Here is a 24,714-nt window from a genome sequence, read left to right as displayed (position 1 = left end):
AATTTATGCTGAAAATAGCATTACATCGTATCTACAAACACCCACTACCAGAAGGACATCGTTTCCCAATGGAGAAATACGACTTGCTGCCACAGCAGTTACTTTATGAAGGGACTTGCAGTGATGATAATTTCTTTGAACCAGAACGCCCTAATGACAAGTTTATCCTTGCCGTACACGAGCCTGAGTATTACTATGACTTAGTCAATATTACTTTAGACAAACGTGCTGCCAGAAAAATAGGATTTCCGCTAAGTGAAATTTTAGTAGAACGCGAAATCATTATTGCAGATGGCACTATAAAAGCCAGCGAATTTGCTATTAAACATGGTATTGCAATGAATATTGCTGGTGGCACACACCATGCTTACACTAATCGTGGCGAAGCTTTTTGTTTACTTAACGACCAGGCTATTGGAGCACGCTATCTCCAAAATAAAGGCTTAGCAAAAAAGATATTGATTATAGATTTAGATGTACACCAAGGCAATGGCACTGCAGAAATATTTAAAAATGATACTTCCGTATTTACCTTTTCTATGCACGGTAAACATAATTACCCGTTTAAAAAAGAGCAAAGCGATTTAGATATAGCATTAGAAAATAAAACGGATGATAATACCTACTTAAAATTATTAAAGGATACATTACCAAAACTAATTGAAGACCAACAACCCGATTTTATATATTATCTCTGTGGAGTAGATGTAATAACTTCAGATAAATTAGGGAAACTCGGCATGACGGTAAAAGGGTGCAAAGAGCGAGATCGGTTTGTTTTAGAGCTATGTAAAAACAACAATATACCTGTAATGTGTAGTATGGGAGGTGGTTACTCACCAGACATTAAAGTTATTGTAGATGCGCATGCCAATACCTTTAGATTAGCACAAGATATCTTCTTTTAAACTTCTAAAAGTTAACTCTAAAAACAACATTAGGTGTAATACCTAAAGAATATTGGTTGACGGCGTCTACCACGCCATTATTGAGTCTATAAAAACTATTAATAATATTCTTTTTGTCTAAAAGATTCCACACAGACAGACCAAGATTTGCTGTAGTTGTTTTGCTTAATTTAAAATCGTACATGGCTGATAAATCTACCCTTAAATAATCTTGTAATTGATTAGAATTTGTTTCGCTATAATTAATGTCTCCATTACTCATTTCGTTACCCACTTCTGGAAGTGTTGTTGGCCTGCCAGAATTCCAATTTAAACCAGCAGCGATTTTCAAACGCTCTGAAGTGTAATTTGTACCTAAAGTAAAGGCTTGTGTTACATCAAAATTACTAGGAAAAGAATACTCCGGTAATGATTTAAAGATGTAATTATTATTCATGTAAGAATAACTCAACCATGTATTAAAATTAGTTAATTGTTTTCTAATTATAAAATCTACACCTCTTACAGTGTATTCTCCATCAGTTTTTACAAACTCATATTGGTTCTGAAACCCTTGACTTTGCGTTGTAATACCTTTTACTTTTTTGTAATAGCCTTCAGCACTAATAAGCCATCCACTTTTATTAAATGAAAGACCTACGGAGCCTTGTCTACTTCTTATAATTGGTATATCTCTATTATTAGACAATTGCCATCTTCGTTTTTCAATACCTAAAAAATCATTCTGAAAATTAATAACCTGAGATGTATTTTGATGTTTGAATTCACCTAAAACTTCAAAAGAAAAATAATTAAAAAACTTATGAGATAAACTTACTCTTGGTTCTAATAAATGCTTGTCAAATTTTCCAATATAGTTATAACGAAAGCCTGTGTTTAAATTTGTTTTCCTATCCTCAGATTTATATGATAATTGCGAAAAAACACCATGTGTTCTAACAATTTCTGACACCAATAATCTAAAAATAGGGTTATCTACATCATCTAAATTAGTAATTTTAGTTTCTACAAAATGATAGCCACTCTGTAATTGCAACCTTTCTTTAATTTTATAATTTGCCTTTAGTTTTAAACTTGTTTCAGAAATCTTATTTTCTTGAAGAAAACGTTGTGTATCCAGAATATTAGCATTTTCAGATTTTAATTTATAATCTGTTTCATAGCCTTCAAAAGAAGTTTGCCACTTATCATTCCAAATCTTTGAATATGCAATCGCACCTGCAATACTATTTTGTCTTAAGCTGCTCTCTCTAGAATCTTCTAGAGTATTAATAGTTGTATTCTCATTAAAGAGTAGTTCATTGGCTGTATTTATAAAATTGACTCTTAATTCCTCTTTGTCATTTATTCTGTAAAGCCAACGTAATGAAATGTCATAGAAATCGAATTCTTTATCGGAATTTAGAATATCCATTGTATTGTTTTCTACCTCTGTATCTTGTGAAATACGTTCAAAAAAATTATTATAAGTTGGTGTTTCTGTGAAATTACTTATAGACTTTCGTACGGCAACTTGCAATGACGATTTTTCACTAATAGGAACATCTGCAAAACCATTCGCATCTATAAAATTAATGCCTAAACTGCCTTTAAACTCATCACTCACCTCTTTATCTGTTTCCATAGAAATAATACCCGAAACCCCATCGGTAAACTCTACTTGTGATCCGTTTTTAGTTAAAGATACACGCTGCGTTATCTGGGGATTAAACATAGAAATAAGACCGAAAAAATGACCAGATTGGTACATTTTAATATCATCCCATAAAATAAGATTCTGATCGTGTGTTCCTCCTCTAATATTAATATTTGATACTGTTTCGTTAATACTCTGTATACCAGGAAATGCTTGCACTGCTTGTAAAACATCTGTATCTACTAAACCTGGAAGTATATCAAAATCTGAAATGTCAATTTCAAAAGATCCGTCACTTAATTTATTAATACCGCGTACAATATAGCCTTCAACTACTATTTCCGATAATTTTTGAAGCTCTAAAGAATTATTTGTGGCAATTACCAAAACCGTATTATCATTAGTTAGTGAAAACATAAACCCAGTTTTATCTTCTAAATAGATTAAAACATTCTTTAGTGATATCTCTTTTGGTGGAGCTGCAATTACTAGACTAGAAATAGCATCTTCAGCATAATTAAACTGAATATTAAATTGGGTTTCTAATGCAGTTAAAATTTCAATTAAAGGCAATTTATTACTAACGTCTTGTGCGTTAACTTTAAGAGAAAAAAGGAGGCTTAGAAGTAGTGCTAAACTAAATCGCTTAATTTGTTTTACCATGAATTAGTACTTGGTTCGGTGAACTAATTACGAAAGCTAAATTCATAGGTTGTGTTATGGCAGAAAGTGCAGACTCTAAATTATTATGCATAAATGCACCTGAAAAAACTCTTGTAGAATCTATAGTCTTAAACGTAACCTTTATGTTGTACTGACGCTCTAACTCGTTAACTACCTCTGCAAAAGGAATAGACTTAAAACTACTTTTATTAGTAGTCCATTCTGGCTCAACATCTAATATTTTATCTTGGCTGAATTTATTATTTAGAATTCGGTACGTATCACCTGCTAATAATTGTCTTGTAATAGTATCTGATGTTACTTTCACTATACCCTCATAGCACTTTACTTCAAAATAATTATCACGTTGTTTTACGTTAAACTCGGTTCCGACAACGGTAACCATTCCTGTTTGCGTAATAACATCAAACGTTTTTCCTTTTGCTACTTTAAAATAAGCTTCACCTGTTAATTTCAAACGTCTTTTATGGCTCCAAATATCAGCATCATAGGTTATTTTAGAATCTGCATTTAAAGTTACTTTAGATAAATCTGGCAAACTAATGGTTATCTTTTCACTAGCTAAAGTGAATTCTTCAATTGTATTACTATTAAAAATAGTAAAATAAACGGCAAGACAAATAACAAGTACACTTGCTATTTTTAAAAATGGTCTTATCAGATGAAATGTCGTTTTTCTTGTTTTGACTGATTTATTTTCATAGGCCTTTTTAAAAGTTTCAAAATCATGACCACTAGAGAATTGTGATGCTTTAAAATACTTCGCTCTATTTATTATTGTTCGATTTATTTCATAGTCATCTTGCTTACTAAATGCATCTTGTTCTGCATCTGTAAGATCTTCGTTTAACCACTTTTTTAATAAATCGTCTTCAATCATAAACTGTCTTATTAATTACATAACAACCTAAGTTCTATTTCTCCTTATTATTTTATCTTAAATCCTTCGATCTCTTTTTTTAGAATATTAAAAGCACTGTAAATTCTATATTCTACGACCTTCTGTGTCACTCCTAAAAACTCGGCTATCTCACTATGCTTTTTCCCTTCTACTTTACTCAGCAAAAACGCAACACGGTGTTCTTCTTTTAGATTAGAGAGTACTTTATTGTATTTATTTAAATACTCGTTGTGCTCTAAAATAAACTCTGGTGTTTCGTTGGTATAATGTTTTGGCTCGGTTTTATGGTGTTTTAAAACTACTTTCTGATGCTTAATTTCATTTAGCATCATATTATTAGCAACAGTAAATAAAAAAGATTTGGCCTTTGCAAATGTTACTTTTTTACAGTTGTCCCATAATTTAATAAAGGCATCTTGTGCTTTATCTCTCGGGTTAAATTGCGCACCATATTTATAGTATAAAAAATTATGCACATCGTCTAAGTGCTCATTGTATACACGCTCAAAGGTCTTGGCTTCGCAAATATTTTCGTTTAAACTTTTAGACAAAATTATTTAGTTTGGTTAAAGGTAGATAAATATTTATTCAGAAAAGTTCAGTAGTTTTTAAAAGTTAGTTGTTATATATTAAATGGCAACAAACAAAACACAGCCATCATGAATTTAAGACCTTACATTTTATCGTTTTTATTAACTACACTAATGTTTACATCTTGTAGAACAGAGGAAACAGAATTTATTGAAACACCCGAAGAAGAAGTACTGGTTGCTAACTCTAGCATAGCTCTACTTCTGCAACGCACTGCATCTAATGACGGCTCATCTAATAATATAATAGACAAAGCCAATTGTTTTGATATTGCGTTCCCTTACACTGTAAATGCAAATAGTGAGCAGATTATACTCAACTCTAATACTGATTTTGCAACTGTAGAATGTATTTTTGATCAGTCTGATGCTGACACAGATAACTTAAGTATTGTATTTCCCATAACTATAATACAAACCGATTTTACCGAAGTAGAAGTAACTAATAGTACAGAATTAAACAGTTTTACAGCTAATTGTAGTGGCGAAAATGTTGATGATAATGATATTGAATGTTTAGATTTTCAATATCCTATAGAAGCCTCTACTTTCAACGCTGTAAGTGAACTATTAGATACTGTAAATCTTGAAAATGATAATCAGTTGTATAATTTTATTGGTGATATTAGTACTAGTGATATTGTAACTTTTAATTTCCCTATTACTGCTGTAAGTTCAGATAGTTCTGAAATTAGTATTAACGACTTTAACGAATTAGAATCTGCAATCTTAAATGCAGACAATACATGCGATGAGGATGACGACTATGATTACGAAGACGATGACTGTGATGACTGTACAAGTGTGCTAATAGAAACCTTACTTACCGACTGCTCTAATTGGCAGGTAAATAGATTAAAACGCGATAACACAGATTATGACACGATATATGACGGTTATGTTTTTAACTTTTTAGCTGACGGAACACTAACTGTTTACTGGAATTCAACCACAGTTTTTGGAACTTGGATTACTAATGGTAACGGTAATAATTTAGAAGTTATAATAGATATCCCAAGTCTACCATTATGTAATAATAATTGGATTTTACAAGAAATTAGAACTTGCAGTGTCGAGACTGAAGTAGATTTTAGAGTAGGAGACAATGATAGGTTACAATACGAAAATAATTGTATTTAATAATTGAAGCTATGCGCAAAAAATTAATTGTTCTAATCATTTTAATTATTACAGCTGTAATTGCATATAACTATATCTACCAAGATCATAGAAATATTGAAAATGAAAGTGCAGAGTTTGAAATGACTTCTAATAAAATTGCCCAATTATTTTCTGAGAATGCGATCGCTTCAGAACAGAAATTTTTAAATAAAACTATTGAAGTTTCAGGACTAATATCAGAACTGAATACTAATGAAATTACAATAGACGATAAAGTCTTCTGTCAATTTACAAATGAGATAAAGTCTTCATTTGTAGATAATTACAAAATAAAGATTAAAGGTCGTGTTATTGGTTACGATAACTTGTTAGAACAAGTAAAATTAGATCAATGCAAAATAGTCAAATAATAAATAATAAATAAATTAAAAATTATGAAATCAAAATTACTCATTATCGCATTAGCCTTAGGGTTACTAAGTACCAATGCACAAACAACACACAATCTTAATTGGGAAAGAAATGTTACCGGAACCGGAACTGCTGATTTAACTATTGAAACTGGTGATACCGTTATTTGGACTTGGTTAGATGCTAACCACACTGTTGAAAATGTAGCAGGAAGTTCTGTAGAAACCTTCACAAGTGGTTTTCTTGGTCCAGTGGGATCAACATATTCTTACACATTTACAGTAGTTGGTGATAACGATTATTTCTGTGGAGTTCACGGAGCTGGTAGTATGTCTGGTAAAATAACCGTTGAAAATAATTTAGGAGTTGAAGACGAAACACGAAACGCATTTCGTATCCATACAAATCCTGTTAATGAAGTTTTAGACATCACTTTTTCAAAAAACTTAACTAACGGAGAACTCGTAATTATTGATTTACTTGGGAAAATCATTATGACCAATAAATTAACGGACACAAACAGTGCTTCAATAGATGTTTCTTTACTTAATAGTGGCCTTTATATTGTTCAGGTAAATTCAGAAGACAAGACACAGGTAAAACGTTTTATAAAACAATAAGCTGAGGAAAACTATCTAGTCTAACAAACACTTTTTACACTCTAATATTTAAAAATGAAATATTCACTATTATTTCTATCACTATTCCTATATCTTTTTTTAAGGGCTCAAGAAGATGACTTATTAAGTGAAATTGATACAGATTCTGTGATTAACAACTACGCGTCAGCTGCTTTTAAAGGATTAAAAATTGTAAATTTTGAATCTACCAAATTGGTTGCAAAAAAGGAAATGACGCTTATAGTTTCTCATAGATTTGGTAGTATAGAAAATGGTTTTGACAGTTTTTTCGGATTAGATGATGCAGTAACACGACTCAACTTTGTTTATGGTATTACAGATGCCATAAATATTGGAGTATCGCGAAGCTCATTTCAAAAAATCTATGAAGCCTCAGCAAAATTTAGACTTGTTAGACAAAGAGAAAACGTATTTCCATTTACCATAGTTGCCTTTAATTCAATACTAATAAATACATCATTTGAAAAAGAAAATTTACCGAAGTTAGAATTTAGGGATCGTCTAGGATATACAGTGCAACTACTAATATCTAAAAAAGTAAGCTCAAAATTATCGTTAGAATTAGCCCCAACGTTTTTTCACGATAATTTTGTCGCTTATAACAAGCAACACAACTCACAATACGCATTGGGTTTTGGTGGAAGACAAAAATTAGGCAAGCGTTGGTCAATAAATGTAGATTACGGCTGGCATCTTAATAGAGCAGAAAATTCACCTTTTAAAAATCCGTTATCAATTGGTTTCGATTTAGAGACTGGTGGCCATGTATTTCAGATGCATTTTTCTAATGCACAAGCTATGAACACCAATGGGTTTTTAGGACAAGCTACTGGTGATTGGAGCGACGGCAATATTTATTTCGGATTTAACTTAAGTCGTGTTTTTTAAAACTTAAACTATTATGAAACATACATACCTATTCTGTTTAATAATTGTGAGTCTTTTTTATAGTTGTTCTTATTCTAATGAAGACGATTTAACAGAAGTTATACTTATAGATGATATAGTGACTTATGATGCTAATATCAAAACAATAATAGATAACAACTGTATTTCTTGCCATAATAATCCGCCTGTTAATGGTGCGCCAATGTCGCTAACAACTCATAGTAATGTTATTGAAGCTATTGAAAATAGAAATTTAATTGGTCGTGTTTCATCTACTGATGTAGGATTTGGAATGCCTTTTGGAGGCCCAAGATTGCCACAAAATTTAATTGATCTTATTATCCAATGGGAACAAGAAGGTCTGTTAGAAAATTAGAATATTATGAAAAAGTTAATTTTTACATTAGTCGCTATTATTAGTATTAGTACAGTAATTGGTCAGAATAAATATTTAACCAAAACTGGCTCACTCAATTTTGAAGCTTCCGTACCTTCATTTGAAGAGGTTGCAGCAAAAAATAGCTCAGTCACAGCCATATTAAATAGTAAAAATGGTGATTTTGCAGCCTTAGCTTTAGTAAAAGCTTTTCGTTTTAAAAATGCATTAATGGAAGAGCATTTTAACGAAAACTATGCAGAATCAGACATGCACCCAAAAGCCACAGTTAGAGGTAAAATAGAAAATTTTGCTTTTAGTGATTTAAGTGAAACTGATAGTTCTTTATCGCTAAATGGCTCTCTAACATTTCATGGAATTACAAAGCCTATAAATAATATTCCTCTAATTATTAAAGTAGTAGATGACAAAATTATTTTATCCGGTAGTTTTAAAGTTTTAGTTTCAGGTTTTAATATTGAAATTCCTAAAATCGTTAAAAACAAATTATCGGATGAAGTCTCTGTTACTTTTAATTTTAGGCTTGTAAAAAAATAATCTAATCTAAAACTCCTGTTCTTTTTTATGTTTTTAACTACGTATCTTTGATGAAAATATTAAAGCTATGTTATCTAAAACAATTGAATCTGCATTAAATAAACAAATACGTATTGAAGCTGAGTCTTCTCAAGCTTATCTAGCCATGGCCGTTTGGGCAGAGGTCAAAGGCCTAGAAGGGATTTCAAACTTTATGTACGACCAGTCTGATGAAGAGCGCGAGCACATGTTAAAACTTGTAAAGTTTGTTAACGAACGTGGTGGACATGCTCATGTTTCTGAATTAAATGCGCCTAACGTGATGTTCAATTCTTACGGAGAAATGTTCGAAAAACTATTAGCTCACGAAATATTTGTTTCAGAAAGTATTAATGAATTGGTTCATATTTCACTTCAAGAAAAAGATTATGCAACACACAACTTTTTACAATGGTATGTAGCAGAACAAATTGAAGAAGAAGCTACAGCAAGAATGATACTCGATAAAGTAAATATGATTGGTGACGATAAAGGCGGACTCTATTTATTTGATAGAGATATTCAACAAATGACGGTCAATTCTGCAGCTCAAGTTCCTGGTACTGGCATTTAGACCAATTTATAGTATAAGAAGTCAATTCTTTTTTAAACTACTTTAAAGTTTTATTTTACTGTTTCATTAATTTAATAATAAGTAATGAAACAGTAGAATTTAAGCTAAATCTTATTTAGAATAAATAAAAATAGTTATTTTTGTGGTATTGATTTAATTTTTCAATGGGCAAGAAAAACAAAAAGCTAAAAAAAGAACGTCTTAAAGTTCTTGAAACTTCTGGTTTTGACACTTTAGTTAAAGTAAAGTCTAAATGCTGTAAGAAATTTAAAAAAAGTGAGAATAAGCGTTGTAAAAAATGTCCTTGTTTTGATCTTCTTAAAAAAGCAGCTTAATACTTTAATTCATTTTATATTACCACACTAATTGGTTAGTAACTATACCGCTGTTTAGATAAGCTCTGAAAGTATTGTATTAAGACAAAGGCTTATATTATAACAGCATATTTTTCTAAAGTAGTAGATACTAAAAACCCTAGACTACTAAACTAAATACTTAAGGTGTGTATACTTACTTCTAAACTATCAATTCGTAGCCTTAATAAACTTTAATTATAAAGTAAAACCTATCTTTATTAAGATTTATGCGGTATTACGTGCGTTAAACTAAGATAATTATATTTTAAGAGCTATTAATTAAATTTATCTTATTTTTATGGCAAAAATCAATAATACTATGAATAAAATTACATTAAATATGAATACTTTTATGAAGCCACTTTCTGTATTTGGCTTACTACTATGTTCTTTTGTAGGAACAAGCCAAGAGGTTTTAGACTTTGTTCCAGAAGTTTATACACCCACAGAACCAGCATGTGTGTTTTATGAAGGAGAATTTAACGGTTTTATTTCAATACCTAGATCTCAAAATGTTATTCAAAAAATGCAAGGAGGAGGAACAGCTTGTTCTACCTTTATAGTAACATACAATGGATTCGAATCTTTCCCTGAAGCGCAAACAGCATTTCAATTTGCGGTAGATATATGGTCAATGTCAATAGAATCTAGCCAACCAATTAGGGTAGATGCTACTTTTGCCGCTTTATCTCCTGGAGTATTAGGTAGTGCTGGTTCAAATAGTGCTTTCACATCTAACCACCCTGATGCTATTCCAAACGTATTTTATGCTCGTGCATTGTGGGAGAAAATTGAAGATATGGAATCTGACACATTCGGTGGAGTTACGATTGATATTAATGCAAATTTTAGTAGTACTGCCAACTGGTATTTTGGTTTAGATGCAAACCCTCCAGGTAATCAAACTGATTTTGTATCTGTTGTATTACACGAGTTGGGTCACGGGCTTGGCTTTTTTGGCGGAGCAAGTGTAGATGGTGCTGGAGAAGGTGAAATTAGGTTTAATAATATTCCAATAGTCTATGACACATTTATACAAAACGGAACTGGTGATGCAATACTATCTTTTACAGATCCTAGTATCGCTTTAGGTGACCAATTAACAGGTAATGATCTATTTAATATTAGCGCTATTTCCACAGGACAAAATGGTGGTGTTGCGCCTAAATTATATCTTCCTACTTCTTGGAATCAAGGTTCTAGTTATAGTCACTGGGATGAATCTACTTTTAACGGCACTATTAATTCTTTAATGACCTTTGCGATAGGTCAAGGTGAAGCAAATCATAATCCTGGACCAATGACACTTGGATTTTTTGAAGATATGGGTTGGTCAATTTGTGGTGGTTCATTAACTGTTGAAGAATTTGATTTGGCTGGGATAGAGGTTAGCCCAAATCCATTTATGTCATCAATTACAGTTAAGCTAGCAAATAACTTCTCTGATGATTATACTTTAGATCTTATTGATATCAATGGAAGAGTTATTTTAAGTGAAGGTAAAACTGCTTCTAATGGTAGTTTAACACTTTCTAACTTAGATAATTTAACTAGTGCTTTATATTTCATGAAATTAACTAACGTTAGTAATGGACAAAGCATTACCAAAAAAATAGTAAAAAAATAAAAAATTTATATTCTAAATAAAAAAGAGCAGCCAATTGGCTGCTCTTTTTATTACCTATTTTAAAAGAAAAGATATTACTTTCCTAACATTAAAAGCTCACTACAAACCACTTCTGTAGTGTAACGCTTCATACCATCTTTATCTTCCCAAGAACGTGTTGTTAGTTTACCTTCAATTGCAACCTCTTTTCCTTTTGTAATATACTTTTCTACAATTTGTGCAGTTTTTCCCCAAGCTACTATATTATGCCATTGGGTATCTGTAATTTTTTCTCCTTGTGAATTTTTATAACTCTCGTTAGTTGCAATTGCAAATTTTGCTAAAGTTTTACCTGATTCAAAATTGGTGATTTCTGGGTCATTTCCTAAGTTACCAATCAACTGTACTTTGTTTCTTAATGTGTTCATGTGTTCTAAATTTTAATGTTAAACAGTTAATACTATTGAACCTTCATTGATTCAACACTGCAAAGATGTAATGCTTACCAAATCTTACTCGGTAGTTACATATTTAAATTCGTTTGTAAATACTTGTAGTCGTTTAAAATTGTATATAGATGCCATTATAAAACTTATATTTACCAGCAATGAAAAGACTTCTCAGCTATATTTACCCTGTCACAAAAACTGTAAAATCTAAATATAGTGGTGTTTTAGAAATAACGTAATACAACGAAAAAAAAACTTAAACTCTGAAAAAGCTAACTACAATTAGGGTTCTTTACAAAGAATTTTAAAATTGAAGCCGTTGAAATTGATCTAATAGAGGATACAAATTTAAAAATACACTGCGCTGATGCGATCGATTTTATAATGGCTAATGTTAAGGCTTTTGATTTAATCATTGTCGATCTATATATAGATCTAGTCGTACCTGGTAAGTTTCATAATCTGAGAAGCTATCCTAAAATCAAAACCTTAAAAGGTCATAGTGTTTTTAATGCATCTGTTACGACTAACAAACCAAAATCTAGTATAGATAATATTACCTCATTTTTACAATCTAAGGTGTATGCAACAACTGTTTACAAAAAAGTAAACAATACCAATATAATAGCCAGTGGGTTATAACTGATATAATAACTATATTGTGGTTCTTAATTAAAAGTTATGCAGAAACAATGTCCTGAATGTGGTGATAGGATTGTGGGTAGAATGGATAAAAAATTCTGCAGCGATGGCTGTAGAAATGCCTTTAATAATCGCATTAATAAAGATTCTAAAAACCTTATTAGAAACACTAATAACAGATTAAGAAAAAATTATAGAATACTTGAAACACTAAATCCTAATAAAAAGACAAAATGCTCAAGAGCTAAGCTCATAGAAAAAGGATTCGACTTTAATTATTTTACTAGTATCTATATTACAAAGGCTGGTACTACTTATTATTTTGTGTACGATCAAGGATATTTACCTTTAGAAGGGGATTATTATGCTTTAGTAAAACGCGACGATTAAGAATTTCCTTTAGTAGTGCTATTCCAATTTACACCTTTTAAATTAAGTGCCGCTTTTAGAATATCTTTCTGGCTTATCTGACCAATTAATTTACCATTTTCAACTATAGGAAATCGTCTTCTTTTAGACTGAAGAAACTTATTTGCAGCATCAAAAACATTCATATTACCATCAATGGTTTCGACATCTTTAGCCATACGTTTTTCAACATTATCGTGATCTAAAGGCATATTATAATAGCGGCTTTCACTTAATTGTTTTAAGCAATCCCCTTCAGATATTATACCAACGAGTTCATTTTTATCATTAACAACAGGTCCTCCAGATATTTTAAACTTTATTAAAGCCTCTACAACATCTTGCACAGACTGGTCAGCAGTAAACGTTATAAGATTAGTAGTCATATAATCTCTTACTTTTAGAGCATTAGGTTCTACCGTGTTTTGCTGTCTTCGTGAACCTTGAAAACTTTTAATTCCCATAATCTTATATTTTGTATTCAACTAAAGTTACTAAAAATTAATGGGTTAACAAAACATGTGGTATTTACATAAAGGATAATTGTACTTTTGCTATTGACTATAATTTTTTAATTTTTTGAAAGATCAAATTAGTATAATAGGCTGCGGATGGTTAGGATTTCCTTTAGCAAAAGCCTTAATAAATGAAGGCTTTTCTATTAAAGGCTCTACAACTTCGATGGATAAATTAAGTACTTTAAAATCTAACGGAATAGATCCTTTTTTAATTGAACTAGATGAGGATAAATTAATTGGCAATTATTCTAAATTTCTCCAAGGAAGCACTACTATAATTATTAATATTCCGCCTGGATTAAGAAAAAGTCCCAATAAAAATCATAGTGCAGAACTAATACATTTAATTAATGCTATTGAAAAAAGCTCCATAAAAAATGTACTTTTTATTAGTTCTATCTCTGTTTATCAAGATGATTTTAACTTCTCTAAAATTACTGAAGATCTTTTACCAAATACCAATTCAAATAATGGAAAACAACTTATTGAAATAGAAGAATCTCTTCGTGAAAACGCTAAGTTTAAAACTACGATTTTGCGCTTTGGTGGTCTGTTTGATGATAAGCGTCATCCTGCAAAATATTTATCAGGGAAAACAAATATCGCAAACCCTGAAGCACCTATTAATCTTATACACAAACAAGATTGTATTGAAATAATAGCTATGCTACTTAGAAAAAACACTTGGAATATCTCGATAAATGCAACATACCCAGCACATCCAACTAAAAAAGGATATTATTCTGAGTATTGTTTAAAAGCCGATTTGGCACTTCCTAAATTTAATAAAGCTAAAAAAAGTAAGGGCAAAATAATTGATAGTTCTATATTGGTACAAAATTTGAAATATACTTTTAAACAGGCTCCATAGAAATTAATAGATTTTTAAGTCCATTTATAATTAATTTTTATAGATTTAGCCACTTAAATTAAAATGAAATGAAACATATTACAATGGCAATGGCGTTACTACTTTCAGTAGGAGTTTTTGCACAAACTAATGCTGACTTAAAAAAGCATTATAAAACGTTCCTTGAAACTATGAAAACTCGTGGTGATGTTCAAGGTGTTATTAACGCACATACGCATCTAGATATTTTAGAGCCATCGGTTGAAAGAAAAGATACCTTAGCTTATTTATACTTATCTAATGGTAATTATATGCAAGCACTTAACACTATTGGTATTGAAAAAAATGAAGGTGATTCAAATATGAATACAGAGGTTAAGGCTTTAGCTTTAAAAAGCTTAAATAGACCTAAACTTGCCTTAGAGCACTATGAAGTTTTATTTAAACGAGATCCTAATCCAACTTTAGCTTATGAAATAGCTGATATGAAAGTTCAAGTTGATGATTTAGTAGGTGCAAAGTCTAATATAGAATATGGACTAACTAACGTTAAGGATGATATGAAACATGCCTTCTATGAGACCCAACAACCTTACGAAGCCTCTCTTAAAGCTGCTTTTTTATGTCTAAAAGGGTTATTGGTATTCAAAGAAAACCAAGATACAAATCTAAATGTAGCATTAAAATTAATGAATGAAGCTTTAGAAGTAGATCCAAACTTTAATTTAGCAAGAATAAGTAGAGATGCTTTAGAAGCACAAAAAGCTCAGAAAACCACAACTACTAAGAATTAAAATTCTTGTGTATATAGTATAAAAAAACGCAACCCTTAGGTTGCGTTTTTTTTTTAATTAAGCGCTAAATCTATTACCAAATTCTAACACGTTTTTCTGGCGCTAAGTACATAGCATCACCTTCTTTAATACCAAAAGCCTCATAGAAGACATCAATATTTTTAAGTGGTTGTGTTGCTCTAACTACACCTGGAGAATGTGGATCTGTTTTTACTTGAGTCTCTAAAGCATCAGGTCTACTTAAAGTTCTCCATACAGTAGCCCAAGACATAAAGAAACGTTGCTCTGCGGTAAAACCATCAATATCATCTGGTCTTCCATTTTCCTCAAAATACAGTTGTAAGCCATCGTAAGCTCCAAGAACTCCACCTAAATCCCCAATGTTTTCACCTATAGTATTTCTACCATCTACAAATAAACCTTCGGATAATTCTATTGCCGAATATTGCTCAACAAGGGCATCTCCTCTTTTAGTAAATTCTGCTAAATCTTCTGGTGTCCACCAATTAATTAAATTCCCGTCACTATCAAACTGTGAGCCTTGATCATCAAAAGCATGTGAAATCTCATGTCCTATCACAGCTCCTATGCCACCATAGTTTACAGCCTCATCTGCTGTATAGTTATAAAATGGAGGTTGTAAGATCGCTGCAGGAAAAACAATCTCATTATTTAATGGATTAAAGTATGCATTTACCATTTGTGGCGGCATATTCCATTCTGCTTTATCAACTTTCTGACCTAAATCAGCTAAAGTTTTTTTCATTGACCACTCAGAAAAAGCCATCATGTTATCCGCATAACTATTACCCTCTTTAACCATTAATTCAGAGTAATCTTTCCACTCATTAGGGTATGCTATCTTAACCGTAAATTTATCGAGTTTCTCAATAGCTTTTACTTTGGTCTCATTGCTCATCCAATCTAGCTTATTTATTCTAGCTTTAAATGCGCTGATTACATTAGCAATCATTTTCTCTGCTTTTTCTTTAGCTTCTGGAGGGAACTTAGAATCTACATATAATTTACCAATAGCTTCTCCAACACGTCCTGTAACATTATCCATTGCTCGGTCTTGAGCTGGTCTTTGTGTTTCTGTTCCTCTTAACGTTTTACTGTAAAAATCCCAATTAGCCTTTTCAATTTGAGTACTTAAAAACCCTGAGTTAGAATTTAAAGTGTTCCATTTCATTATAGTCTTAATATCTTCTATTGGAGTGGATTTTAAGATATTTTGAAGCGCTTTCATATATCTCAACTCAACAACATAAACCGTATCGATTTTTTGTTCTACTCCCATCTCAGATATAAATTTATTCCAGTTAACAGCTGGTGTTAATTCTGAAAGTTGTTCAATACTTCTAGGATTATTAAAGTTATTAAAGTTACGTCGCTCCGTCTTGTCAAATTGAGGCTCTGCTAATTTAGTTTCTAATGCTAAAATCATTTCGGCAGCCTCCTTTGCTTCAGCTGAATCGTAATCTATAAACTGCATCATTCTTGTAACATGATCTACATATTGTTGGCGACGCTCTTTAGATTTTTCATCTTGTAATACATAATAATCGCGATCTGGCAATCCTAAACCACCTTGCGTTATATAAGGTGCATAAATACTACTATCATTTATGTCTGCAAATATTTGAAGACTAAAAAATGGAGCACCTACACCAATAGTTTCAGCAAATACAGTTTGCATATCAGATAGGTTTTTAATTCCGTCAATAGCCTTCATTAAAGGTTGTATTGGTTTTATACCTAGCTCATCTCTAGCAATAGTGTCTAATTCAGATTCAAAAAACAATAGTGCTTTTTTCTGATCACTACCCTCTGCATAAGTACCGAGTTCTTTAGACGTTCTTACAATTTCTAATACATCGTTTCGTGTAGATTTTCTTAAAACACCAAAGCCTCCCCAACTTGCTTCTTCAACTGGTATTGTATTAGTTTTCATCCAACTTCCGTTAACATAATTATAGAAATCGTCTTTAGGATTTACCGAAGTATCCATGTTTTCTAGGATAATCCCTGGAATCTTCGTTTCTGCCATTGCAGAATCTTTATTGGCTTCGTCTTTACATGCGACCATAGTAAAAAAAGCCAAACTTGTTATCGCTAGTAAGCGACTAAGATTAGTTTTCATAATGTTTATATTGATTAGTTTTAATTAAAAGTAACTATGAATAAGACTTAAGAATCCTAAAAATGTTACAATTTAACAAAAATTTAAGGAGCTGTTAAGAAGTTATTCTGCCTCAATTTTGTTGTAAACATCAAATTCTAACTTCCAATTAATCTGAAAAATAAGATTAGAAAATGCTACAAGGACTTCTTTAATACTGCTAAGCTTGGTCTCGGTGGTAATATTACTAATAGTTAAATTTTCATTGAGCTTTAGTAATTTAGTTTCAACAATTAAAACTCTAGAAGTTATAGAATTAGTTTGTAAACGCTCAGGAACATTTTCATTTAAGTCTGAAATAAAATCTGTCAGCAACTTCTTATCACTATTAAAAAATGATAAATCAGCTTTCTTCAAGTAGTTAATTTGAATTGATAACTCTTGATATTTTTCCCATCCGTTCACTAAATCTTGTCCTTCATTACTAAGTGCATAGTCGTCATATTTAAAACCTTCGATTGCTTTAGCCGAAATTTTTAATTCAGTTTGGGATTCATTCTTAACTGCAGAAGTTTGGTCTGTTTTTGAATTATCACAACTTATAATTAAAAACGAACATGCAATACTAAAAACAACGACTATAACTTTCATGATCTGAACTAATTTAGTGGTAAAGATACTTAAACTATAATTTTTTAGAATTAGTATACAGTTAAAATACCTGATTATCAATTTCTTAAAAAATCATCTTTTTTTTAATGATTTTCATAATTATAAACCCTATTTCTTATTACTTTTGAGAATATAATAACCCATATATGTCTACAAAAATATTAGTCATTGGCGCTTGTGGCCAAATAGGTACTGAACTTACAACCAAACTTAGAGAAATACATGGTACAGATAACGTAATTGCCAGTGATATTAATACACGACAATTAAATTTAGTTAACTCTGGCCCTTTCGAAATTATTGATGCAAAAAACTTTAATGCGATTAAAGATTGTTGTAAAAATCATAATATAGATACTATTTATCTTATGGCTGCCTTATTAAGCGCTACTGGAGAAAAGTACCCTATGGAAGCGTGGGATTTAAATATGAATTCACTTTTTCATGTACTTAACTTAGCAAAAGGCGGAACTATAAAAAAAATATTTTGGCCAAGTAGTATTGCTGTTTTCGGACCAACAACTCCAAGAGAAAACACACCTCAACACACTATTTCTGAGCCAACAACCGTTTACGGCATTACCAAACAGGTCGGAGAACGTTGGTGTGAGTATTACTATAATAAGTACGGAGTAGATGTAAGGAGTATTCGTTATCCTGGTATTATAAGTTATAAAGCAATGCCTGGTGGAGGCACAACAGATTATGCTGTAGAAATTTATCATGATGCTATTAAAAAGGGCAGATACAAATGTTTCTTATCTGAAAACACCAGCTTACCAATGATGTTTATGGATGATGCTATTAAAGCGACTATTGATTTAATGCAGGCACCAGAAGATAACCTAACCATTAGGTCTTCTTATAACTTATCTGCATTAAGTTTTACACCACAAGAAATATTTGAAAGTATCAAAGCACAGCTTCCTGAGTTTTCAATAACATATAAACCAGATTTTAGACAAGCCATCGCAGATAGTTGGCCATCCTCTATTGATGACAGTGTGGCTCGCAAAGACTGGAATTGGAAGTATGGTTATGATTTAGACACTATGACAAATGTGATGCTTAAGGAATTAAAGAAGAAGTATAAATCTTAAAGTTTCTATAGTATACTTTAAAAAAACACCATCATTAATGATGGTGTTTTTTTGTGTTTAATACTCTCAATGTATGGGTGTAAATTTCTCTTAGAATAAAAAATATAGCATCAGTCTCTGATAAAACACTTTTTAAACACAGAAAAGCCACTACTTACGTAATGGCTTTATATGCTCCTCTTCTAAGACTCGAACTTAGGACCCTCTGATTAACAGTCAGATGCTCTAACCAACTGAGCTAAAGAGGAAGGTTACTTTTCGCGTTAGCGAGCGCAAATATAAATCATTTTTTTTGTTCTCACCAAATGAAATATTATTTTTTATCTGAGGTTTAAAAAAATTAATTTGTAATGGCTTTAAATACATCATTACCGTTTGCAAATAATACTAAAGCAATTAAAATAAAGAAACCAATAACTTGTGCGCGTTCTAAGAATTTTTCGCTTGGCTTACGGCCAGATATCATTTCATAGAGTAAAAACATAACATGACCACCATCTAAGGCTGGTATTGGTAATAAATTTAATATAGCTAACATAATAGATAGAAAGGCCGTTAAACCCCAAAAATAGGGCCAACTCCACACTGGTGAAAACTGATCGTAAATAGCTTTAAACCCACCAAGACCTTTATAAGCTCCAGTGCTTGGGTTAAAAATTGCTTTTAATTGACCAAAGTAGTTCGTTATTGTTTTTGTGAATTTATACCCTCCAGCTGCAAAGCTTTCTCCAAATGTATATTGCTTTCTAGTAACTTCTAAATAGCCTAATTCATCAAAACGACTGAAATTATTTGTCCATGGCGCTATTCCAAATTTTCCGTACTTGTCTATACTTAATTCTTGTTGTACAACAGTATTATCTGCTTTTAGAACCTCAACAGAAACTACTGTATTTTTTAGACCACTTACAATATCATTAAGTTGGTCAAAATATTTCAATTCCTTTCCATTTATTCTCCTAATAATATCCCCTTGTTTTAAATCTTTCTTTGCGTTTATAGAGGTGTCTGGTACTTTTCCTACCATAAAAGGAACACGATACTCAAAGTTTCTTTTGCTTTTACTTGATGAATATTTTCCTAAAAAGTCTTCTGGCAAATCAATAACCTGTTCTACCCCACTTCTATTAATGGTAACAGATTCTGCACTAATAAGGTTAAAACCGATGTCAGAATCATTAACAATAGGAGTCTCATTAATTGCTAAAATTTTATCTCCCGTTTTAAAACCAATATCTAATAAAGCAGGGTTGTCTATCCAATACCCATCATTTAAACTATCTACGGTAACATCAGAATCGCCGTAAGCAAAAGATATAGCAACGTATATAACATAGGCCAAAATAAAATTAACAGTTACACCACCTAACATAATAATAAGGCGCTGCCAAGCTGGTTTAGATCGAAATTCCCAAGGCTTTGGTGGCAGTGCCATTTGTTCCTTATCCATACTCTCATCTATCATTCCGGCAATTTTCACATAACCACCTAGTGGTAACCAACCAATACCATATTCGGTATCACCTATTTTCTTTTTAAACAATGAAAATTTTACATCAAAAAACAGATAAAACTTTTCGACTTTAGTTTTAAAAAGCTTCGCTGGTATAAAGTGTCCCAACTCATGTAGTACAATTAGTAGAGATAAACTGAGTAAAAATTGAGATATTTTTATTATAAATTCCATGTAATCATTTTCAAATTTCGATTGACAAAAGTAAGGTTTTAAAGCAACTTAGAAAATAATTGTATTTCCAATCGATTTATTTTTAACACAGATTTATAAATCTATGGTTAGACAACTGTTTTTTATGTTAAAAACACATAGAAAAATTAACCCAAATCGTACCTTTGTTGTTCAATTTTTAATTCGCTATTATGTCATTTCTCGCCTTCTTTAAAGGTTATAAAAACTTTGCTATTTTCTTTTCTATTCTCTCTATCATTATTATTGCCATTATTTATAATGTATTAAATGTAAAGCAGCAATTACCTGTATGGAACCCATCTATGGTGAACCAAGAGTTAGTGGATAGTACGATTCAACACCAACAAAAATATCATAAGATTGCCAATTTTAGTTTAATCAATCAAAATGGAAAGACTATAACTCAAGATAACTACAAAGACAAAATATATGTTGCAGATTTCTTTTTTACGACATGCCAAACGATTTGTCCTATAATGACAGATCATATGTACCAAATCCAAAAAGAAATTCTTAATGATAATGATGTAATGTTATTGTCTCATTCGGTAACACCTAAAATTGATAGTGTTGCTCAGCTAAAAAAATACGCAAAGGAGAAAGGTGTCATCGATAGTAAATGGAATTTAGTAACCGGAGATAAAAAGCAAATCTATGAACTGGCACGAAAAAGCTACTTGGCTGTAAAAACAGATGGCAATGGTGATCAGTACGATATGATACATACCGAAAACTTTTTGCTTATTGATAAGAAACGTCGAATTAGAGGATTTTATGATGGTACTCAACCTGAAGATATTGAACGCCTTTTAGAAGATATAGAAACCTTAAAGTCTTTTGGTGGTTCTTAAATAAAGTTAAAGCCAACAAATAACTATAACCATCCTTTTTACACTAATAATTTTCACTTATTTTTACTTCTTTAAAATTAATCTAAATAAGAATAAGCTTGACATTAGCAGAATTAAAACGTGGACAACGAGGTATTATCATAGATGTATCTTCGGTTCATATTCCATTAAAACTACTAGAAATGGGTTGCTTACCAGGTAATTCTGTAGAGCTTGTTCAGGTTGCACCTTTTGCAGATCCTATGTATTTAAATATCAATGGTTCTCATTTAGCAATTAGAAAAGAAACTGCAATTCATATTCAAATAGAAACAACGGATGAGTAAGCAAATTAATGTAGCTTTAATTGGAAATCCAAATACCGGAAAGACATCTGTTTTTAATGCACTTACTGGTTTAAACCAAAAGGTAGGAAACTATCCAGGTATTACAGTAGAAAAGAAAGAAGGTATTTGCAAATTACCTCGTGGTGTAAAAGCACATATTATAGATTTACCAGGTACATATAGCCTAAATGCTTCTTCTCTAGATGAAAATGTTGTTATAGAATTACTTCTTAATAAAAATGATAAAGATTTCCCAGATGTTGCAGTCGTCGTAAGTGACGTTGAAAACCTTAAGCGTAATCTTTTATTATTTACACAAATTAAAGATTTAGAAATACCTACAGTCTTAGTAATTAATATGTCTGACCGAATGACCTACAAAGGTATTTCATTAGATATTGATTATTTAGAAGAACAACTCGAAACTAAAATTGCTTTAATAAGCACTCGCAAAAACAAAGGAATCGATGAGTTAAAAGAACTCATAACCAATTATAAAGAGCTCTCTACAAACCCATGCATGAGAGCATCTTCAATAGACGAGCCGTATTTTGAAAATTTAAGAAAAGCATTTCCAAATCAATTATTATATAAGCTTTGGTTAGTAATTACACAAGATGTCAACTTCGGTAAAACCGATAGAAAAACTATCGATGCGGTTTCTAATTTTAAAACGAAATCTAAAGCAGATTTAAAAAAGCTTCAACAAAAAGAAACCATAAAGCGTTACCAATTTATTAATGAAACACTAAAAAAAGGACAAACTATAGATCTTAAAACAGCTAAAGATTTAAGAATAAAACTCGATAGAATACTAACTCATAAAGTTTGGGGTTATTTAATTTTTGGTATCATTCTACTTACTATTTTTCAAGCTATTTACGACTGGTCTAGTGTGCCAATGGACTTTATTGATAGTTCGTTTGCTTCATTAAGTGAATGGACAAAAAATACATTACCAGCAGGAGCGTTTACTAACCTATTGGCAGAAGGCATTATTTCTGGACTTGGAGGTATTGTTATTTTTATTCCGCAAATCGCCTTTTTATTCTTGTTTATAGCCATCCTCGAAGAAAGTGGTTATATGAGTCGTGTTGTATTTTTAATGGATCGGATTATGCGACGCTTTGGGTTGAGCGGAAAAAGTGTTGTGCCACTTATATCAGGAACTGCTTGTGCTATCCCTGCAATTATGGCCACGCGTAATATTGAAAGTTGGAAAGAACGCTTAATCACTATTTTAGTTACACCATTTACAACATGCTCTGCAAGACTTCCTGTATATCTAATCATTATTTCGTTAGTAATTCCTGAAGGTCGGTTTTTGGGCTTAAGTTATCAGGCATTAACCTTAATGCTACTTTATCTTATTGGCTTTGGTGCAGCTGTTGGCTCAGCATGGATTCTAAATAAGATTCTTAAAATAAAAAGTAAAACATTCTTTGTCGTAGAAATGCCTAACTACAAATTACCAATGTTTAAAAATGTAGCACTTACTGTTATCGAAAAAACAAAATCTTTTGTCTTTGGTGCTGGTAAAATAATACTTGCTATTTCAATTGTGCTTTGGTTTTTGGCATCTTACGGACCTGGAGAAAATTTTAATAATGCAGAACAAATTGTTACTGAGCAATATGCTTCAGAAAATTTAACTGATGATGAATTACAACAAAAAATAGCATCACATAAACTAGAACATTCCTTCATTGGTATTGCAGGCCATGCTATTGAACCAGCCATTAGACCTTTAGGTTATGATTGGAAAATTGGAATAGCCATAGTCAGTTCTTTTGCAGCTCGCGAAGTATTTGTAGGCACTTTAGCAACCATTTATAGTGTAGGTAACGATAAAGTTGAAACAATTACCAATAGAATGGCTAAAGAGGTCGATGTCAAAAGCGGTAAGCCTTTATTTAATTTGGCCTCCGGAATATCTTTGTTGTTATTCTATGCCTTTGCCATGCAGTGTATGAGTACGCTTGCTGTTGTAAAACGAGAAACCAATTCATGGAAATGGCCAATGTATCAACTCGTTATAATGACAGCTTTTGCCTATATTGTAGCATTAACAGCTTTCCAAGTTTTAAAATAGATGAATATAATTATTCAAAATATATTAGTTTTTTCAGCTTTGGCTCTTGCCTTACTTTTTTTAGTGAGAAAATTTGTTTGGTCACCCAATAAAAAATCTTCTAAAGCCTGTGGTGGAGATGATGGCTGTGGATGTCATTAAATTAATTTAAGCACAACTCACATAATCCTATATTTTTTTATTTAAAATTTAGTAACTTTGTTACTGTGAGTAAATTGTTTGCCATATCCCTTTCTGCATTAATGCTAATTCAAAGTTTCAATATTGGAGCAGACGATATCATGCAATTAGACGAACTGATGAAACATGCTCAATTTCACGAACAAGAATATGGTGATAATTTGTTTGTCTTTTTATCTAAACATTACGGAGACCTAAAAGCAGAGCATAGCAAAAATCACCAAGAAGAACAGAAAGACCATGAGCAATTACCTTTTCAATGCCAAGGTCATGTATCCTCTGTAATTGCATTTATGCCTCATCACTCATTTCTATGTTCAGATGATATTGAAATCTTAGACACAACTGAATCTAACTTTCATTACTTAAATCTTTATCATTCACTTCTCGATAAAGAACTTCTACAACCTCCCAAACAGGCTTAATTCATTTTTATCAAATTTTGTTAATTACAACTTATTATATAATGAGTTGACACTATTTTATTCAATGAATTATGCTATCATATATTATAAAATTCAGCCTACGGAATAAGTTTATTATTCTACTATTTACGTCGTTTATTATAGGATTTGGATTGTATTCCCTCTCTCAAATCCCTATTGGAGCCGTGCCAGACGTGACTAACAATCAAGTACAGGTTATTACAACATCTCGAAACCTATCTACACAAGATATGGAACAGTTTATTACCTATCCTGTGGAATTAGAAATGGCGAATCTTCCTGGTGTT

The 24,714-nt window shown here is 31.5% G+C and carries 28 protein-coding genes and 1 tRNA gene; 20 read left to right on the top strand and 9 right to left on the bottom strand.

Going from position 1 to position 24,714, the window contains the following annotated elements:
- The first annotated feature begins 5 nt into the window (after positions 1–5).
- Positions 6–908, top strand: coding sequence for a histone deacetylase family protein (locus B2U95_RS01650; protein ID WP_296311852.1), 903 nt, complete (start codon positions 6–8; stop codon positions 906–908).
- A 4-nt stretch (positions 909–912) separates the two neighbouring features.
- Here the strand turns inward: B2U95_RS01650 and B2U95_RS01645 are convergent, their stop codons facing one another.
- The 3 genes from B2U95_RS01645 to B2U95_RS01635 are packed head-to-tail and all read right to left on the bottom strand — an operon-like array spanning position 913 to position 4,680.
- Positions 913–3,207, bottom strand: a complete 2,295-nt coding sequence (locus tag B2U95_RS01645; protein ID WP_296311851.1) for a TonB-dependent receptor plug domain-containing protein — start codon at positions 3,205–3,207, stop codon at positions 913–915.
- A complete protein-coding gene (locus tag B2U95_RS01640; RefSeq protein ID WP_296311848.1) occupies positions 3,191–4,108 on the bottom strand; it encodes a FecR family protein in 918 nt (305 codons plus the stop codon). Before B2U95_RS01640 ends, B2U95_RS01645 begins: the two co-directional genes overlap by 17 nt.
- Before the next feature lie 47 nt (positions 4,109–4,155).
- A complete protein-coding gene (locus B2U95_RS01635) occupies positions 4,156–4,680 on the bottom strand; it encodes an RNA polymerase sigma factor (RefSeq protein ID WP_296311841.1) in 525 nt (174 codons plus the stop codon).
- A 108-nt stretch (positions 4,681–4,788) separates the two neighbouring features.
- Between B2U95_RS01635 and B2U95_RS01630 the strand changes: the two genes are divergently transcribed.
- From B2U95_RS01630 to B2U95_RS01595, 8 genes are all read left to right on the top strand, one after another.
- Positions 4,789–5,859, top strand: coding sequence for a hypothetical protein (locus tag B2U95_RS01630; protein WP_296311838.1), 1,071 nt, complete (start codon positions 4,789–4,791; stop codon positions 5,857–5,859).
- 11 nt (positions 5,860–5,870) lie between these two features.
- Positions 5,871–6,251: an OB-fold protein gene (locus B2U95_RS01625; protein ID WP_296311834.1), complete on the top strand. Its 381-nt coding sequence runs from the start codon at positions 5,871–5,873 to the stop codon at positions 6,249–6,251.
- Positions 6,252–6,275: 24 nt separating this feature from the next.
- The gene (locus tag B2U95_RS01620) at positions 6,276–6,872 is read left to right on the top strand and encodes a T9SS type A sorting domain-containing protein (protein WP_296311831.1); all 597 of its coding nucleotides are present in this window, start codon (positions 6,276–6,278) and stop codon (positions 6,870–6,872) included.
- A gap of 54 nt (positions 6,873–6,926) precedes the next feature.
- Positions 6,927–7,781: a DUF5777 family beta-barrel protein gene (locus tag B2U95_RS01615; RefSeq protein WP_296311828.1), complete on the top strand. Its 855-nt coding sequence runs from the start codon at positions 6,927–6,929 to the stop codon at positions 7,779–7,781.
- 13 nt (positions 7,782–7,794) lie between these two features.
- The gene (locus B2U95_RS01610) at positions 7,795–8,157 is read left to right on the top strand and encodes a hypothetical protein (RefSeq protein ID WP_296311825.1); all 363 of its coding nucleotides are present in this window, start codon (positions 7,795–7,797) and stop codon (positions 8,155–8,157) included.
- Between the two features lie 6 nt (positions 8,158–8,163).
- The gene (locus B2U95_RS01605) at positions 8,164–8,715 is read left to right on the top strand and encodes a YceI family protein (protein ID WP_296311821.1); all 552 of its coding nucleotides are present in this window, start codon (positions 8,164–8,166) and stop codon (positions 8,713–8,715) included.
- Between the two features lie 67 nt (positions 8,716–8,782).
- Positions 8,783–9,307, top strand: coding sequence for a ferritin (locus tag B2U95_RS01600; RefSeq protein WP_296311814.1), 525 nt, complete (start codon positions 8,783–8,785; stop codon positions 9,305–9,307).
- Positions 9,308–9,982: 675 nt separating this feature from the next.
- Positions 9,983–11,290 carry a T9SS type A sorting domain-containing protein gene (locus B2U95_RS01595; protein ID WP_296311810.1) on the top strand — a complete coding sequence of 436 codons (1,308 nt, stop codon included), beginning with the start codon at positions 9,983–9,985 and terminating at the stop codon, positions 11,288–11,290.
- A 74-nt stretch (positions 11,291–11,364) separates the two neighbouring features.
- On the opposite strand, the gene B2U95_RS01590 is transcribed toward B2U95_RS01595, so the two are convergent.
- Positions 11,365–11,697: a single-stranded DNA-binding protein gene (locus B2U95_RS01590; RefSeq protein ID WP_296311806.1), complete on the bottom strand. Its 333-nt coding sequence runs from the start codon at positions 11,695–11,697 to the stop codon at positions 11,365–11,367.
- Between the two features lie 405 nt (positions 11,698–12,102).
- Here B2U95_RS01590 and B2U95_RS01585 point away from each other — a divergent pair, with 405 nt between their 5' ends.
- Together B2U95_RS01585 and B2U95_RS01580 are read left to right on the top strand one after the other, a co-directional pair.
- Positions 12,103–12,360, top strand: a complete 258-nt coding sequence (locus B2U95_RS01585; RefSeq protein WP_296311803.1) for a hypothetical protein — start codon at positions 12,103–12,105, stop codon at positions 12,358–12,360.
- Positions 12,361–12,399: 39 nt separating this feature from the next.
- Positions 12,400–12,750 (top strand): hypothetical protein, encoded by a 351-nt coding sequence (locus B2U95_RS01580; protein ID WP_296311800.1) that lies wholly within the window; start codon positions 12,400–12,402, stop codon positions 12,748–12,750.
- Here B2U95_RS01580 and B2U95_RS01575 read toward each other — a convergent pair.
- Complete coding sequence (locus B2U95_RS01575; RefSeq protein ID WP_296311797.1) at positions 12,747–13,232, bottom strand: CBS domain-containing protein; 486 nt, start codon at positions 13,230–13,232, stop codon at positions 12,747–12,749. The genes B2U95_RS01580 and B2U95_RS01575 overlap by 4 nt on opposite strands.
- 115 nt (positions 13,233–13,347) lie before the next feature.
- Between B2U95_RS01575 and B2U95_RS01570 the strand changes: the two genes are divergently transcribed.
- Complete coding sequence (locus tag B2U95_RS01570; RefSeq protein WP_296311795.1) at positions 13,348–14,157, top strand: NAD(P)H-binding protein; 810 nt, start codon at positions 13,348–13,350, stop codon at positions 14,155–14,157.
- 68 nt (positions 14,158–14,225) lie between these two features.
- On the top strand, positions 14,226–14,930 hold the full coding sequence (locus tag B2U95_RS01565; RefSeq protein WP_296311792.1) for a hypothetical protein: 705 nt from the start codon (positions 14,226–14,228) through the stop codon (positions 14,928–14,930).
- 73 nt (positions 14,931–15,003) lie between these two features.
- Here the strand turns inward: B2U95_RS01565 and B2U95_RS01560 are convergent, their stop codons facing one another.
- Both B2U95_RS01560 and B2U95_RS01555 read right to left on the bottom strand, forming a co-directional pair.
- Positions 15,004–17,073, bottom strand: coding sequence for a M13 family metallopeptidase (locus tag B2U95_RS01560; protein ID WP_296311790.1), 2,070 nt, complete (start codon positions 17,071–17,073; stop codon positions 15,004–15,006).
- Positions 17,074–17,175: 102 nt separating this feature from the next.
- Positions 17,176–17,703: a hypothetical protein gene (locus B2U95_RS01555; protein WP_296311787.1), complete on the bottom strand. Its 528-nt coding sequence runs from the start codon at positions 17,701–17,703 to the stop codon at positions 17,176–17,178.
- A 167-nt stretch (positions 17,704–17,870) separates the two neighbouring features.
- Between B2U95_RS01555 and B2U95_RS01550 the strand changes: the two genes are divergently transcribed.
- Positions 17,871–18,824: an NAD-dependent epimerase/dehydratase family protein gene (locus B2U95_RS01550; RefSeq protein ID WP_296311784.1), complete on the top strand. Its 954-nt coding sequence runs from the start codon at positions 17,871–17,873 to the stop codon at positions 18,822–18,824.
- A gap of 174 nt (positions 18,825–18,998) precedes the next feature.
- On the opposite strand, the gene B2U95_RS01545 is transcribed toward B2U95_RS01550, so the two are convergent.
- Together B2U95_RS01545 and rseP are read right to left on the bottom strand one after the other, a co-directional pair.
- A tRNA-Asn gene (locus B2U95_RS01545) sits at positions 18,999–19,072 on the bottom strand.
- Positions 19,073–19,164: 92 nt separating this feature from the next.
- Entirely contained in the window at positions 19,165–20,511 is a 1,347-nt protein-coding gene (gene rseP / locus B2U95_RS01540; protein WP_296311782.1) for an RIP metalloprotease RseP, read from the bottom strand.
- Positions 20,512–20,702: 191 nt separating this feature from the next.
- On the opposite strand from rseP, the gene B2U95_RS01535 reads away from it, so the two are divergent.
- The 6 genes from B2U95_RS01535 to B2U95_RS01510 form a co-directional block, all read left to right on the top strand.
- Positions 20,703–21,383, top strand: a complete 681-nt coding sequence (locus tag B2U95_RS01535; protein WP_296311780.1) for an SCO family protein — start codon at positions 20,703–20,705, stop codon at positions 21,381–21,383.
- A gap of 92 nt (positions 21,384–21,475) precedes the next feature.
- Positions 21,476–21,709, top strand: a complete 234-nt coding sequence (locus tag B2U95_RS01530; protein WP_296311965.1) for a FeoA family protein — start codon at positions 21,476–21,478, stop codon at positions 21,707–21,709.
- On the top strand, positions 21,702–23,801 hold the full coding sequence (feoB, locus tag B2U95_RS01525; protein ID WP_296311777.1) for a ferrous iron transport protein B: 2,100 nt from the start codon (positions 21,702–21,704) through the stop codon (positions 23,799–23,801). The genes B2U95_RS01530 and feoB overlap by 8 nt, the downstream gene beginning before the upstream one ends.
- Positions 23,802–23,942 (top strand): FeoB-associated Cys-rich membrane protein, encoded by a 141-nt coding sequence (locus B2U95_RS01520; RefSeq protein ID WP_296311774.1) that lies wholly within the window; start codon positions 23,802–23,804, stop codon positions 23,940–23,942. It abuts the gene before it with no gap.
- A 65-nt stretch (positions 23,943–24,007) separates the two neighbouring features.
- On the top strand, positions 24,008–24,406 hold the full coding sequence (locus B2U95_RS01515; RefSeq protein WP_296311771.1) for a hypothetical protein: 399 nt from the start codon (positions 24,008–24,010) through the stop codon (positions 24,404–24,406).
- A gap of 71 nt (positions 24,407–24,477) precedes the next feature.
- On the top strand, positions 24,478–24,714 hold a 237-nt coding region (locus tag B2U95_RS01510; protein ID WP_296311768.1), incomplete at its 3' end, for an efflux RND transporter permease subunit.

Source organism: Winogradskyella sp. UBA3174 (assembly GCF_002364335.1).
GTDB lineage: Bacteria > Bacteroidota > Bacteroidia > Flavobacteriales > Flavobacteriaceae > Winogradskyella.
Note: the sequence above shows the minus strand (reverse complement) of the source record. Positions and strands in the feature narration are given on the sequence as shown.